Source organism: Paramesorhizobium endophyticum (assembly GCF_014640615.1).
Classification (GTDB): domain Bacteria; phylum Pseudomonadota; class Alphaproteobacteria; order Rhizobiales; family Rhizobiaceae; genus Paramesorhizobium; species Paramesorhizobium endophyticum.
Genome location: NZ_BMHH01000008.1, coordinates 174,012 through 187,253, shown reverse-complemented (window position 1 = coordinate 187,253; position 13,242 = coordinate 174,012). Strand labels below are relative to the sequence as shown.

Genomic DNA, 13,242 nt, shown 5'->3' with positions numbered 1-13,242 from the left:
CCGAAGCGAGCTTGAACCGGCAACGGCAGGCCAGAAAATTTCTCTAAATTTTATTTCTTATATTTTCCAATAGCTTATAAATTTTCTTCCGCCCAATCAGCGCTTCGGAAGGCAATTGGCACGCTTCTTGGTATGTATCGGGCAAGAGAACATTCAGAGGTGATGCCATGGTGAACAAGGCAATCTTCAAGACCTATCTGGGCAAGCTGCTTCCGGCGCCGAACGCGGTGAACGAGGCCGGCGCGCCCGCCTATAGCCTGACGCCGAAGGAGGCGCTGGCACAGCTCGCCGTGACGGGAACCTTCAACGGCACCTTCTATGCCGATGGCGAAGCGCAGCTTCAGGCCGTGCGGGAGCTGGCCGCGCAGGTGGAGCCGGAATTCCTGGCCAAGGTCGCGGTCTATGCCGCCGAGAAGGGCCTGATGAAGGACATGCCGGTGGCGCTGCTCGCCATGCTGTCGACGCTGCAGAGCGACGCCTTCGCCCGTGCCTTTCCGCGCGTGGTGAAGAGCGGCAAGGTGCTGCGCGGCTTCGTGCAGATCATGCGCTCGGGCACGATGGGGCGCAAGTCGCTGGGCACGCGCCCGAAGAGGATGGTGCAGGCCTGGCTGGAGACGGCCACGACCCGCCAGCTCCTGAACGCCATGGTCGGCAGCGATCCGTCGCTGGCGGATGTCGTCAAGATGGTTCACCCGAAACCGTCGGGCGAGGAGCGCAAGGCGCTTTACGCCTGGATGATCGGCAAGCCCCATGACTATGCCGCCCTGCCGGAGGAGGTGAAGGCGCTGGAAGCGTTCCGCCGCGACCTGTCGCAGCCGGTGCCGGACGTGCCGTTCCAGTTGCTCACCTCGTTGCCGCTGAAGCGGGAGCATTGGGTGGAGATTGCGCGGAACGGCAGTTGGCAGATGGTGCGCCAGAACCTTAACACCTTTGCGCGCAACGGCGTGTTCGAGGTCGAGGGCGTCGCGCGGGACATAGCGGGGCGGCTCGCCGACCCGGCAGCGGTGCGCAAGGCCCGGGTCTTCCCCTATCAGCTCATGGCGACGTGGAAAGCGGCGTCCGCAGCTGTGCCGGAAATGGTGCGCGACGCGCTGCAGGCGGCGATGGACGCGGCGATTGCCAATGTGCCGTCGCTTGGCGGCCATGTGGTTCTGTGCCCCGACGTATCGGGCTCGATGAGTTCGTCGGTGACCGGCTATCGCCCGGGGGCGACCTCGGTCGTCCGCTGCATCGATGTTGCCGGCCTGATGACCGCGGCGTTCCTGCAGCGCAACCCGCATGCCCGCGTGCTGCCGTTCGAGCAGGATGTCGTCGATATCCGCCTTAACAGACGCGACTCGGTGATGACCAATGCCGAGAAGCTGTCGCGCATCGGTGGCGGCGGAACCAATTGCTCCGCGCCGCTGGCGAAGCTCGCCAAGGAGCGTGCGAAGGTCGATCTGGTCGTGTTCATCTCGGACAATGAGTCCTGGGTGGATGCGCGTCCGAACGGGCGGGGCACGGCGACCATGCAGGAATGGGCGCGGATCAAGCGGCGCAACCCGGCTGCAAAGCTGGTTTGCCTCGATATCCAGCCCTACCGGACGACGCAGGCGCCGACGCGCGGCGACATCCTCAATGTCGGCGGATTTTCCGACGCCGTCTTCGAGGTCATCGCGGCCTTTGCCGAAGGCAAGGGCTCCGACGCATGGACGAAGAAAATCGAAGCCATAACGCTTTGAGACAAAGAATACCCCGCGCCGCCTCGTGAACGGCGCGGGAGGCCGCAACGAATGCCGGTTGAAACTACAGATCGTTACTCTCCAGGTCGCGGGTTCGAATCCCGCCGGGTTCTCCACTTTCTGTGAACCCGTAGCTCAGCGGTAGAGCGGGCGTTTCAACCAATTCTTGTCGTTGCGGCTACAACATGATCCCCGGAAGTCGCAGACTTTTCGGAAGATCATGCGCGAATAAAGATATCCGGCGAATGCCTGAGGAACTACATCGGTAAGCCGCGAGGCGAACGGGTTCGAGGCCCGCCTTCCCGCGAGGGAAGATGTTTCTCAAACATTTGTCGCCGGACGAAGACGGGCAGCGGCGAATGCCGAGTGGAACTACAGCGCACTCCCATGGGTGGTCTGGCAGGTTCGACTCCTCCTTGCGATACGCTCTCTGGCATGGGCGGGACCACCCGGGTTTCACTCTCCCTTGTCGCCGCCGCCCGTCTTCAACTTGCCAATAAAGAACCAAACCGAACCAGAAGGACTGCGAACGCAGGGAAGAAAATGATTGAGACACTCAGCGGTCAGGATTTGATCGACGCAGGTTTGTTGCAGGGTAAATGGTTCCGCGACGCGCTTGACGCGGGCAATGCCGTGCTGCGCAGCGGCGGTTCGCGCGAAGCCGCGCTTGCGGCGGCGCTGGAATACCAGCCCGCCCCCACTCTGCCGCTGAAGGGAGCCGGGGATATCGACATTCACGTAAATATCCGCGCCGAAAACGCAGCGGAGCTGGCGAATGTCGAGAGCGTGCGCGCCACCATGCGCGAATTGGCGCGCACGCCGGTCGTCCGCGCCGCGGCGATCATGCCCGATGCCTGCCCATCCGGGCCCATCGGCACGATTCCCGTGGGCGGCGTGGTTGCCTCGGAAGCGATCCATCCCGGCATGCATTCGGCGGACATCTGCTGCTCCATGGCGATTTCGGTCCTGCCGGGCGTCAGCCCGCGTGACCTGCTCGATGCCGTTCATGCCGTGACGCATTTCGGCCCCGGCGGGCGTCCGCGCGGCGCGCAGATCAAGCCGTCCGAGGCAACCCTCGCCGCCTTCGACGGCAATCATTATCTGAACCAGATCACCAGCGCGGCGATCGAGCATTTCGCGACGCAGGGCGACGGCAACCATTTCGCCTATGTCGGGCAGATGAAATCATCAGGCGAGACGGCGCTCGTTACCCATCACGGTTCGCGCGGCCCCGGCGCCCGGCTCTATGAGCGCGGCATGAGGGTCGCCAACCGGTTCCGCGAAATGCTGTCGCCGGGAACGCTGACCCACAATGCCTGGATTCCGGCGGAAAGCGAGGAAGGCGAAACCTATTGGGACGCGCTGCAGATCGTGCGGCAATGGACGAAGGAGAACCATTTCGCCATCCACGACATGGCGGTGGCAAAGCTCGGCGCCAGGGTGGCGGACCGCTTCTGGAACGAGCATAATTTCGTCTTCCGCAAATCCGACGGCCTGTTCTACCACGGCAAGGGCGCTACGCCCGCTTTCGACGGCTGGGCGCCGGACGCGACCGATCTCACCATCATTCCGCTCAACATGGCGGAAGCGATCCTGATCGTGCGCGGCTCCAATGCCGCCCATGGTCTCGGCTTCTCGCCGCATGGGGCGGGGCGCAATTTCTCGCGCTCGGCGCATCTGCGTCAGTTGGCGGTTGAATATGGCGCGGACTCCCGTGGCTTGAGCCCGAACAACATCGCCGACATCATGGCGAAGGAGACCGCAGGGCTCGACGTGCGCTTCTTCAGCGGCATACCCGACGTTTCCGAACTGCCGGGCGCCTACAAGAACGCCGCGCAGGTTAAAGCGCAGATCGGTGAATATGGCCTGGCCGAGATCGTCGACGAGGTTATCCCCTACGGGTCGATCATGGCCGGCGACTGGCAGAAGAACGCGCCCTGGCGTAATAAAAAGAAGAAACGCGCCCAGAACGCGCAGTGAGTCGAACGGCCCGAACGCATGTTTCGGGCCGCTTTCAATTCGCAATGAAATGTCCACGCGAAACCCTCAAGGTATTCCCGCCGCGGCGCGACGAAACCTGTGGGACGGATGGGGCTTTTCAGCTTAGCGAACAATAGGGAACCGACCGGCTACGGCTACAGTCAGGCATTCACAAAGAGATCGCTTGTGTAGAACTGTTCCGGCGGCAGCGGGGCTTTTACAGTTCCGAATTCCACGAACATCTTATTGAAATCGGTCAGCCATTTGTTGACGGTGCCGTCCTTGGTGAAGGCGTCGAGTTCTTGCGACGTCAGCATCTTCCGGCTGCGGGCGACCTTCTCCGTCGCGCCGGCGGGCGCGTTGAGGAAGGCGGTGGTGATCGCTATGGACCGGTCGAGATTGGCGACGCGGTAATCCATCGCCTTCTTCATGACACGCAGGAATGCCTTCACCAGTTCCGGGTTTTCGGCCACGATCTCGTTTCGGGCGACGAAGGTGTTGATGAACGAGGTCTGCGGATAGAAATCCTCATTGGTGGCGATTTCCTTCATGTCGGGAACGCGCGGCTTGATCGCGTCGATCAGCGGATACCAGATGCCCGCGGCGTCGATCTGCTTCGACGTGAAGGCGGAAACCACGGTGGACGGATCCATCGGCACCATCTGGATATCGCCCACCGCCAATCCGGCCTTGGTCAGCGCCAGCCGGAGGATCATGTCGCCAGACGTGCCCTGTGGTACGCCCACCTTCTTGCCCTTCAAGTCTGCGACAGAGCCGATATTGCCCTGCGCGATCACGCGGTCGGAGAAGCCGATATCGTTGACGCCGATCACCTTGGCACGACCGCTTGCCGGTAGCCAAAGCGCGCCCGGCCCGATGGTTCCGAAATTAAGGCTGCCCGCGCCCATCGCCTGGATCTGGATCGGCCCATTGGTGAAGACCTTCACCGATGGCGTGATGCCCTCGGCTTCCCAGAGCTTCTGGTCCTCGGCAATCGCCAGCACGCTGGCATTGGGGAAATCGGCGATATAGCCGATGGTCATGTCGGCGGATTGGGCCCGTGCCTTGCCGCCGATGGCGAATTGGCTGATGGCAGCGGTGGCCACCGTGGCTTTTATCAAATTGCGTCTCGTCAGCAAGTTTCATTCCTCCCCTTTGATTTATCGATCATGGAGATCAGGCCGCCCTATGATAGACGGACCGCCAGACCTCATTGCGCAATGCGGCGAATTCCGGCGAAAGGCGCATCTCCTCGGTGCGCGGATAGGGCAGATCGACCGGAATGATCTTGTGGAGCCGGCCCGGCCGGGCGGCCATGACGACGACACGGCTCGCCAGATAGACCGCTTCGTCGACATCGTGGGTAATGAACATGACAGTGCGCCGCTCCGCCTCCCAGGTGGCGAGCAGTTGATCCTGAAGCTGGACGCGGGTCAAAGCATCGAGTGCTCCGAACGGCTCGTCCATGAGCAAAATCTTCGGGTTGACCGCATAGGCCCGCGCGATGGCGCAGCGCTGCTTCATGCCGCCCGACAGCGTCTTGGGCAGCGCATCGGCGAAATCGGTAAGGCCGACGAGACCGATGAAATGATCGGCGATCTTTCGGCGCTCCGCCTTCGCATGCCCTGATATCTGAAGGCCGAATTCGACATTCTCGCGCACCGTCAGCCAGGGGAAGAGCGCATATTGCTGGAAGATCACCCCGCGCTCCGGCCCCGGTCCTTTTACTGGAACATTGTCGACCATCACCTGCCCCGACGACGGCGTAGTCAGCCCGGCAGCGATGTTCATCGCCGTCGACTTGCCGCAGCCGGATGGACCGACCACGGTGATGAATTCGCCATCGGCGATATCGAGGTTGAGTCCCTCAAGCGCGTTGAAGGACGCCTGCCCGGCGAACAGATAAGTCTTGGTGACGTTCTGGAACGAGATCTTGGTGCTCATAGCTTTTCCTGCCAGGCGGTCATCCAGCTATCCAGGCTCATGACGATCCGGTCCATGATGAGGCCGAGCACGCCGATGGCGATGAGGCTGACGAAAATCGTGGGCAAATCGTAGTAGAGCTGAGCCTGCTGCATGCGAAAGCCGAGGCCCGACTGCGCGGCGATCAGCTCCGCCGCCACCACGGTGGCCCAGGAGGAGCCGAGCCCGATGCGCACGCCGACCATGATATAGGGTAGAGAGGCCGGTACGATGACCCGCCGGAAGATGGTGAAATCCCTGGCGCCCAGAACCCGCGCGGCGTTGATCAGCGTCTTGTCGACATTGACGACGCCCTGATAAGTGGCGATCACGCTCGACAGGAACGACGCCAGGAAGATGACGAATATTTTCGGGGTTTCGTCGATCCCCATGGTGACGATGGCGAGCGGAATGATGGCGAGCGGCGGGATGGTCCGGACGAACTGGACATAGGGCTCGATGATCCCCCGGGCGATACGGTACCAGCCCATGAGAAAGCCGACCGGAATGGCGACGGCGATCCCCAGCGCAAACCCTGAGAACACCCGCCCGAGGCTTGCGATCGCATCGGACCAGAGCAGCCCGCTCTCAGCCTGCGCCACGGCCTGATGCGCCACCGCGAGCGGCGTCGGCAGGCCCACCACGCCATGCGCGGTGACGGCGGCCCACAGGATAAGGCCTGCGATGATGGCGGCGGCGTTGATCATAAGCACGCCCATCGGCCGTGACAGGAGAGACGGCTTCTGCGCCTTCCCGGAATTCTCCTCAAGCATGGCCGCCGACATGGGTCTCCCTCCCTGCGCAAGCGTTGCGTTTCTTACGACTCAGCTCATCGTGCATCCATCATGAGATCGCGCGTGCGGAAGTTCGACTCGATCAGCCAGTCGCGCATCACGTCGAGAAGCTCGCGCTTCCGTTCGGCATAGGCGGGGTCGTTCCAGAGGTTTTTCACCTCCTTCGGATCGTTTTCGAGATCGAACAATTGCCCATCGTCAGAGCCCTTGAAGTGGACAAGCTTCCAGCACTCGCTGCGAATCCCGGTCATGAATTCCACGCCGCCCGCCATCGCGACATCGCCGATCTGCTCGCAGAACACATGCGCGCGGGGCTGCCACCCCTCCCCCTCCAGCGCTGGCTTTAGACTCCGCGCCTCGAAGCTATCAGGCGGCGTGATGCCGGCATATTCGAGGATGGTGGGACCTAAATCGAACAGCTGGCACAGCCCATCGATCGCCCGCCCCCCCTCGAACCGGTTCGCCGTGGACCAGATGATGGCGGGAACGCGGGTGACGGCGTCATACATCGACCATTTCTGGATCAGGCCATGCTCGCCCAGACACTCGCCATGGTCAGAGGTGAAGATGACGATAGCGTCTTCCAGATAGCCCCTCGCTTTCAAGGCCTCGAGCAATTCGCCGATCTTCTCGTCGATCAGCGTGACATTGCCCAGATAATGCGCCCACAGCCGCTGCATTTGGTCGGGTGCCGGGTCGAGGCTCCAGACGACGGAATCATGATCGACCTCGACGTCGTGCCGGCGCTTGTCTTTCAGTTCCTGATGCAGCGAGTCCAGTTCTTCCTTTGTCGGCTGTGGAACCGGAAGGTCGTTCCGTTTCAGGTAAGGCTCGGAAAACCGCGCCGGCGGGTCGAAAGGCGGATGCGGGCCGGGAAAGCCGACTTGCAGGAACAAGGGCTCGCTCAACGGGTAGGTGTTCACCCACCATTTCGCCATGTGGCCGACGAAGGCGTCCGCATGCAAATCCTCCGGCAACTCCCAGTCGAAACAGCCGAGCCGCTCGCGATAATCCTCGCGCTCCCGATAGGTCTCGCGCTGCTGCTTGACGAGGCCGTGAGCGGCGAGCGCCTTGTCCCATTCGTCGAAATACCAGCGTCCCTCCAGATAGCGGTCCTTGTTCTCCACGACATAGCGCTCGTGGAAGCCGGAGTCCGCATTATACGGAATGGTGTGCATCTTGCCGATATTGACGCAGCGATAACCCGCCTCGCGCAATTGCTCCACCCATGTCCGCTGCCATTTCTGGCCGTTGGCGAGGACGCCCGTCGTGTGCGGATAATAGCCGGTGAACAGGCTGGCGCGCGACGGCACGCAGCTCGGCGCGGTGATGTGGCAATTGCTGAACGCCACCCCCTTTTCAACCAGCGCGTCGAGATTGGGCGTCACGGCATAGGGAAAGCCCAGCGCGGCAATCGAATCATAGCGCTGCTGATCCGTCATGATCAGGATGATGTTCGGCTTCTCGGCCATGCGCGCCTTCCTCCATGGCGCCGGTCTTCGCCGGCTCGCTTCTTTCTAGCCGCATGATCGTATTATCCGAAAAGTCTGCAACGTTTCGGGATCATGCTCCAAGCGAAAGAACGGGCTGTTGCCTCTATTCCGCTTGCCTCTCCATCAAAAGGATGGCACAAAGTTATCGATAACGCAACGATCACTTTTTTCAAATTTGCGGTCTGAAATAAAAATGGAAACCACCGACAAGGAGGCGCGGACGGCTCCAACGCTCGCCTCGATAGCCGAGCGGGTGGGCGTTTCGGTCAACACTGTGTCCCGCGCGCTACGCGCTCCCAACACGGTGCGGGCCGAATTGCGCCACCGCATCAACGCTGCGATGGAGGAACTCAACTATGTGCCGAACCGGCTCGCAGGCGGACTTTCCGGCACGCGGTCGGACATCGTCGGCGTCGTGGTCACCTCGCTCTACTATTCCGAATTCGCCAGCATCATCGATACGCTGCAATCGGCGCTTCTGGAGCACGATCTCCAGGTCATGCTCGCCAATACGAGGTACAATGAGACCCAGGAATTGCGGCTCGTCCGCTCGATTCTCAGCTGGCGTCCGGCGGCGGTCGCCATCATCGGCGTCGATCATCCGCCAAAAGTGGTCGAGCTTCTCAAGATGTCTGCCATCCCTGTCATCGAGATGTGGGATATCGGCGGCGACGTGATCGACACGGCCGTGGGCTTCGATCACGCACGCGTCGGCGCAGCCCAGGCCGAACATCTGATCGCCCAGGGCTACCAGCGGCTCGCCTTTCTCGGCAGCGTGCGCGACAATGATAAGCGCGCCCAGAAGCGCCTCAATGGGCTGGAGACCGCAGCGGCGGCGGCAGGGCTGCCGCCCATCATCAGGCACACGGTTGCAGAAGGCGGCAGTCCGGAACTAGGGGAACGGCTGGCTATCGAACTCTTGCAGCAACATCCCAAAATCGATGCCATCGCCTGCAACAGCGACGCCGTCGCATTCGGCGTGCTCCGCGCGCTGCGCAACCGGGGCCGGCGCGTGCCTGACGATATCGGCGTGATCGGCTTCGGCGACAGCGAAGCCGCCAGCTGCGTCACCCCGTCGCTCACCACGATCCGCCCGGACCGCGAACGCATCGGCCGGCTGACGGCGGATGCCATTATCCGACGAATAAACGGCGCAGAGCCGCAGACTACCGTCGTGGACTGGAAGCTGGTGATGAGGAAAAGCACGCGCCGTCAAATGCCTTGATCTGACAGCGGCGATAACTTGCGGAAATCATCGTCGGCTTCGAAACTATTATGCATGAGCGCGTCTGGCGCTTACCAGATCCTCCCAAATCCCGTCGCTAACCCACGCAACGTGACAGCCGCCTTCCGTGGCCGTTTCCAAATTCAGTAGCTAGAAAACATGCGATCCGCTGCCATCCCAGACCTGTTACACGCGGCCAAGGTGCGGCTGAAGCTCTTTAAAAAGAAAGCTTTTGCCAGAGGAAGTGAGATCGGGCTGATCGTTTGCGGCGCCCTGGCCGGCATTGCGGCAGGTTGCGCCGTCAGCGGCATGAGCTGGATATCCCGATCGCTGCACAGCCTGATCTTCGGCATTTCCTATGAAGAATGGTTGAGCGCCTCGGTCATCGAGGACAAGCTTCTTCTCCTGGGCGCGCCAGTCGCCGGCGGCATCGTGATGGGCGTCCTCCATCTGGCCCTTCGGAAACGCCGGAACCGGCCGATCGTCGACCCGATCGAGGCCAATGCGCTTTACGGTGGACGCATCTCGCTGACGGACAGCATCATCGTCGCGGTTCAGAACCTGATCTCCAACGGCTTTGGCGCTTCCGTCGGTCTGGAGGCGGGCTATACGCAGCTTTCCTCCGGCATCGCATCCAAGCTGGGGACGAAGCTGAACTTCAGGCGCGAAGATCTACGCATCCTGGTGGGCTGCGGCGCAGCGGGCGCCATCGCCGCCGCCTTCAACGCGCCCCTGACCGGCGCCTTCTACGCCCTGGAACTGATCATCGGAACCTATAGCGCCGCGGCGCTCGTTCCCGTCGTCGCTGCGGCGATCCTCGCGACTTTCGTCGCTCGGACGCTGTCCGGCAATGCCTTCCTGATCGAGGTTGGCGATATCGGCGCCATCGCGCCAGGCGATTACCTGCCGGCGATTGTGCTTGGAACCATCTGCGCGGCGCTGGGCATCGTCATCATGATGGGCGTCGCATTCACCGAGCAACTGGCTCGCAAGAGCGCGATCCATGCGGCGCTCCGGCCCGCTCTGGGCGGCCTCGTCGTAGGATTGCTGGCCATGATCACGCCACAGGTGCTTTCCGCCGGTCACGGAGCGCTGCACCTGAACTTCGAGACGGATAGCAGCCTGACGACGCTTGCGCTTCTGTTTCTGCTGAAGGCGACAGCTTCGGCCATTTCCATAGGCTCAGGGTTTCGCGGCGGACTTTTCTTCGCATCGCTCCTGATGGGCTCTCTGCTCGGCAAGATTTTCGCCTTTCCCGCAGACCTCTTCATGACAGGCTCGCTGACGCCGACGGTCTATGCCGTTGTCGGCATGAGTTCGCTGGCTGTCGCCCTCATCGGGGGACCGCTTACGATGACTTTCCTGGCGCTGGAAATCACCGGAGATTTCCCTATTACGACGCTGGTGCTGGCGGCGGTCATCAGTTCGTCGGTCGTCGTCAGGACGACATTCGGCTATTCCTTCGCCACCTGGCGCTTCCACCTGCGGGGCGAAAGCATTCGCAGCGCTCATGACATTGGCTGGATCCGCAACCTGACGGTCGAAAAGCTGATGCGTCCGGACGTGAAGAAAGCCAACGTAAATCTCTCGCTTAAAGAATTCCGGGAAACCTTCCCGCTCGGCTCCGCTCAACGGGCCATTCTAGTGGACGACAACGATCGCTATGTCGGCATCATTCATATACCGGAGGTCTATGCGCAGGAGCCGACGGATAACGATAAGGCAACGCTGGAGCCGCTCATCCGCTATCGCAATGAATTTCTCCATCCGCAGATGAACGCAAAGCAGGCCGCCGCCATTTTCGACAAGTCAAAAAGCGAAGCGCTGGCCGTGGTGAACAATTTGATCGAACGGCGCGTGATCGGGCAACTCAGCGAAGCCCATACGCTACGCCGCTATAGCGAGGAACTCGACCGCAGGCGGCGGGAGGCGGTCGGCGAAACAATCTGATTGCATGGGTTCACTCCGGTCCCAGCCAGACACCGAGCAGCATGCTGCGGAAACGCTCCGCCGCTGGCGAAAGAACGCCTCCGCGCCGGCGAACCACGCCGATGGTGCGCGATATCTCGGGATTGCGGATGGGCCGGGTGACGAGGAACGGATGGTCGTTTTGGGGCGTCGCCATCTTCGGCAGCACGGATATGCCGAGTCCCGCTTCGACAAGACCCAGCGATGTCGATAGATGCGTTACCTCATAGAACCAGCGCAGCTTGATGTTGGAGCGGGCCAACGCCGCGTCCAGCAGGGTGCGGTTGCCGCTGGAGCGATGGACCGTGATCAGGCGATAGGGTTCCAGATCGTGCCAGCCGACCTCCGCCTTTTCGGCGAGTGGATGGTCGCGCCGGGCGGCCAGCACGAACGGGTCCTCCGCCAGCTTGTCGAAAACGAGGTCGGGGTCCGAATTGCCCATGATATTGATGCCGAACTCCACCTCCCCGCGCGCCACCGCCTGCAAGCCTTCTGTGGCCGTCAAATCAAGGATACGAAACCGGATGTTCGGATAATCCTCGCTGAACTGGCGGATGACGGTGGGCAGGAAATAGAACGCGGCGGTCGGGATGCAGGCAATCGTGACAAGCCCGCCGCGATTGGGTCCCAGATCCCGCATTGAAAACAGAGAACCGTCGAATTCCTCCAGCATGCGCTGGACCAGCGGCACGAGTTCGCTGCCAAGCGCGGTTGGCGCCACATGGCGCGTCGTGCGTTCAAGCAGCGGCGCGCCGATAGCCTGCTCCAGTTTCTGGATTCGGCGGCTCAACGCTGGCTGCGAGACGTTGAGCTGGTCTGCGGCGCGGTGAAAGCTTTGTAGATCCACCACCGCGAGGAAGGCCCGCAGGTCGAGAATTTCACAATTGATGCTCATGGCGCATTAATATCTCCGATCTTGGCATTTCACATATCAATCATTGTTCCGATAATGGCAACGAAGAACGCGATTGATCCGACAATCGCAACGATGTGGAACGGGACGATGAATGATCTACTACGCATCCCTTGCGTGCTGATGCGGGGCGGTACGTCGAAGGGGCCGTTTTTTCTGGCGAGCGACCTGCCTGCCGATGCGGGTGAACGGGACCGGATCCTGCTTTCGGTGATGGGCTCTGGCCATCCATTGCAGATTGACGGTATCGGCGGCGGCAATCCGGTGACGAGCAAGGTCGCCATCGTCGGATCCGGCTCCGTGGCGGGCGCGGATGTGGATTACCTCTTTGCGCAGGTTCGGGTCGATCAGCAGATCGTCGACACCTCGCCCAATTGCGGCAACATGCTCGCTGCCGTGGGGCCCTTCGCCATCGAGGCCGGTGTAGTGCCTGTGAGCGGCGAAACCACGATGGTCCGCATCTTTAACGTCAACACCGGCAAGATGATCGAAGCGGAGGTTCCCACGCCTGACGGCAAGGTCGCCTATCTTGGCAACGCAGCCATCGATGGCGTTCCGGGCCGGGGCGCGCCGATTGCACTCACTTTCATGGATGCGGCGGGTGCGCGCACCGGGCAGCTTTTCCCCACGGGCCGCTCCATTGAGATGATAGACGACGTGGCTGTCACCTGCATCGACTGCGCCATGCCGATGATCCTGCTCGATGCCGCCTCCCTTGGGGTGACGGGCTATGAAAGCGCGACGGAATTGAACGGCGACGCGGCGCTGCTCGCACGGCTGGAAAATCTCCGGTTGCAGGCGGGCAGACGGATGGGAATGGGCGACGTGCGCAACCAGGTCACGCCCAAGCCCGTGCTGATCTCACCGGCAAGGTCCGGCGGCGCGCTGAATGTGCGCTATTTCATGCCGCATCAGTGTCACCCATCGCTTGCCACGACGGGCGCGGTTGGCATCGCCACCGCCTGTATCTCAGAAGGTACGATCGCCTCGCGGCTTATCGGCCGGCAAATCCCGCCGGTGGTCCTTTCGATCGAGCACCCCAGCGGCCATCTCGATGTCAAGCTTCAGGAAAGGGACGGCAAGATCGTCGCCGGCATCCTGCGTACCGCCCGCCGCTTGTTCGAGGGCCATGTCTTTGCCAAACCCGCCCATGCCATGGTGCGTGCCGCATAAAGCGCGCGTTTGG

At 61.8% G+C, this 13,242-nt stretch carries 10 protein-coding genes; 5 read left to right on the top strand and 5 right to left on the bottom strand.

Annotated features, from left to right (window positions below):
* Positions 1 to 167 precede the first annotated feature (167 nt).
* Both IEX53_RS12070 and IEX53_RS12065 read left to right on the top strand, forming a co-directional pair.
* Positions 168 to 1,721, top strand: coding sequence for an RNA-binding protein (locus IEX53_RS12070; RefSeq protein ID WP_188824400.1), 1,554 nt, complete (start codon positions 168 to 170; stop codon positions 1,719 to 1,721).
* Positions 1,722 to 2,264: 543 nt separating this feature from the next.
* Positions 2,265 to 3,701, top strand: a complete 1,437-nt coding sequence (locus tag IEX53_RS12065; RefSeq protein WP_188824399.1) for an RtcB family protein — start codon at positions 2,265 to 2,267, stop codon at positions 3,699 to 3,701.
* A 161-nt stretch (positions 3,702 to 3,862) separates the two neighbouring features.
* Here IEX53_RS12065 and IEX53_RS12060 read toward each other — a convergent pair whose 3' ends face one another.
* The 4 genes from IEX53_RS12060 to IEX53_RS12045 all read right to left on the bottom strand — a co-directional run bounded on the left by IEX53_RS12060 (position 3,863) and on the right by IEX53_RS12045 (position 7,929).
* Positions 3,863 to 4,837: an aliphatic sulfonate ABC transporter substrate-binding protein gene (locus IEX53_RS12060; RefSeq protein ID WP_373288636.1), complete on the bottom strand. Its 975-nt coding sequence runs from the start codon at positions 4,835 to 4,837 to the stop codon at positions 3,863 to 3,865.
* Positions 4,838 to 4,877: 40 nt separating this feature from the next.
* Entirely contained in the window at positions 4,878 to 5,645 is a 768-nt protein-coding gene (locus IEX53_RS12055) for an ABC transporter ATP-binding protein (protein WP_188824397.1), read from the bottom strand.
* The gene (locus tag IEX53_RS12050) at positions 5,642 to 6,382 is read right to left on the bottom strand and encodes an ABC transporter permease (RefSeq protein ID WP_236016173.1); all 741 of its coding nucleotides are present in this window, start codon (positions 6,380 to 6,382) and stop codon (positions 5,642 to 5,644) included. Before IEX53_RS12050 ends, IEX53_RS12055 begins: the two co-directional genes overlap by 4 nt.
* 110 nt (positions 6,383 to 6,492) lie before the next feature.
* Positions 6,493 to 7,929: a sulfatase family protein gene (locus IEX53_RS12045; protein ID WP_188824395.1), complete on the bottom strand. Its 1,437-nt coding sequence runs from the start codon at positions 7,927 to 7,929 to the stop codon at positions 6,493 to 6,495.
* A gap of 214 nt (positions 7,930 to 8,143) precedes the next feature.
* Between IEX53_RS12045 and IEX53_RS12040 the strand changes: the two genes are divergently transcribed.
* Together IEX53_RS12040 and IEX53_RS12035 are read left to right on the top strand one after the other, a co-directional pair.
* A complete protein-coding gene (locus tag IEX53_RS12040; RefSeq protein ID WP_236016169.1) occupies positions 8,144 to 9,175 on the top strand; it encodes a LacI family DNA-binding transcriptional regulator in 1,032 nt (343 codons plus the stop codon).
* A gap of 159 nt (positions 9,176 to 9,334) precedes the next feature.
* Complete coding sequence (locus IEX53_RS12035; RefSeq protein WP_188824394.1) at positions 9,335 to 11,125, top strand: chloride channel protein; 1,791 nt, start codon at positions 9,335 to 9,337, stop codon at positions 11,123 to 11,125.
* A 10-nt stretch (positions 11,126 to 11,135) separates the two neighbouring features.
* Here the strand turns inward: IEX53_RS12035 and IEX53_RS12030 are convergent, their stop codons facing one another.
* Entirely contained in the window at positions 11,136 to 12,038 is a 903-nt protein-coding gene (locus IEX53_RS12030; RefSeq protein WP_188824393.1) for a LysR family transcriptional regulator, read from the bottom strand.
* A 108-nt stretch (positions 12,039 to 12,146) separates the two neighbouring features.
* Here IEX53_RS12030 and IEX53_RS12025 point away from each other — a divergent pair, with 108 nt between their 5' ends.
* Positions 12,147 to 13,229, top strand: coding sequence for a 4-oxalomesaconate tautomerase (locus IEX53_RS12025; RefSeq protein WP_188824392.1), 1,083 nt, complete (start codon positions 12,147 to 12,149; stop codon positions 13,227 to 13,229).
* Positions 13,230 to 13,242: the final 13 nt, after the last annotated feature.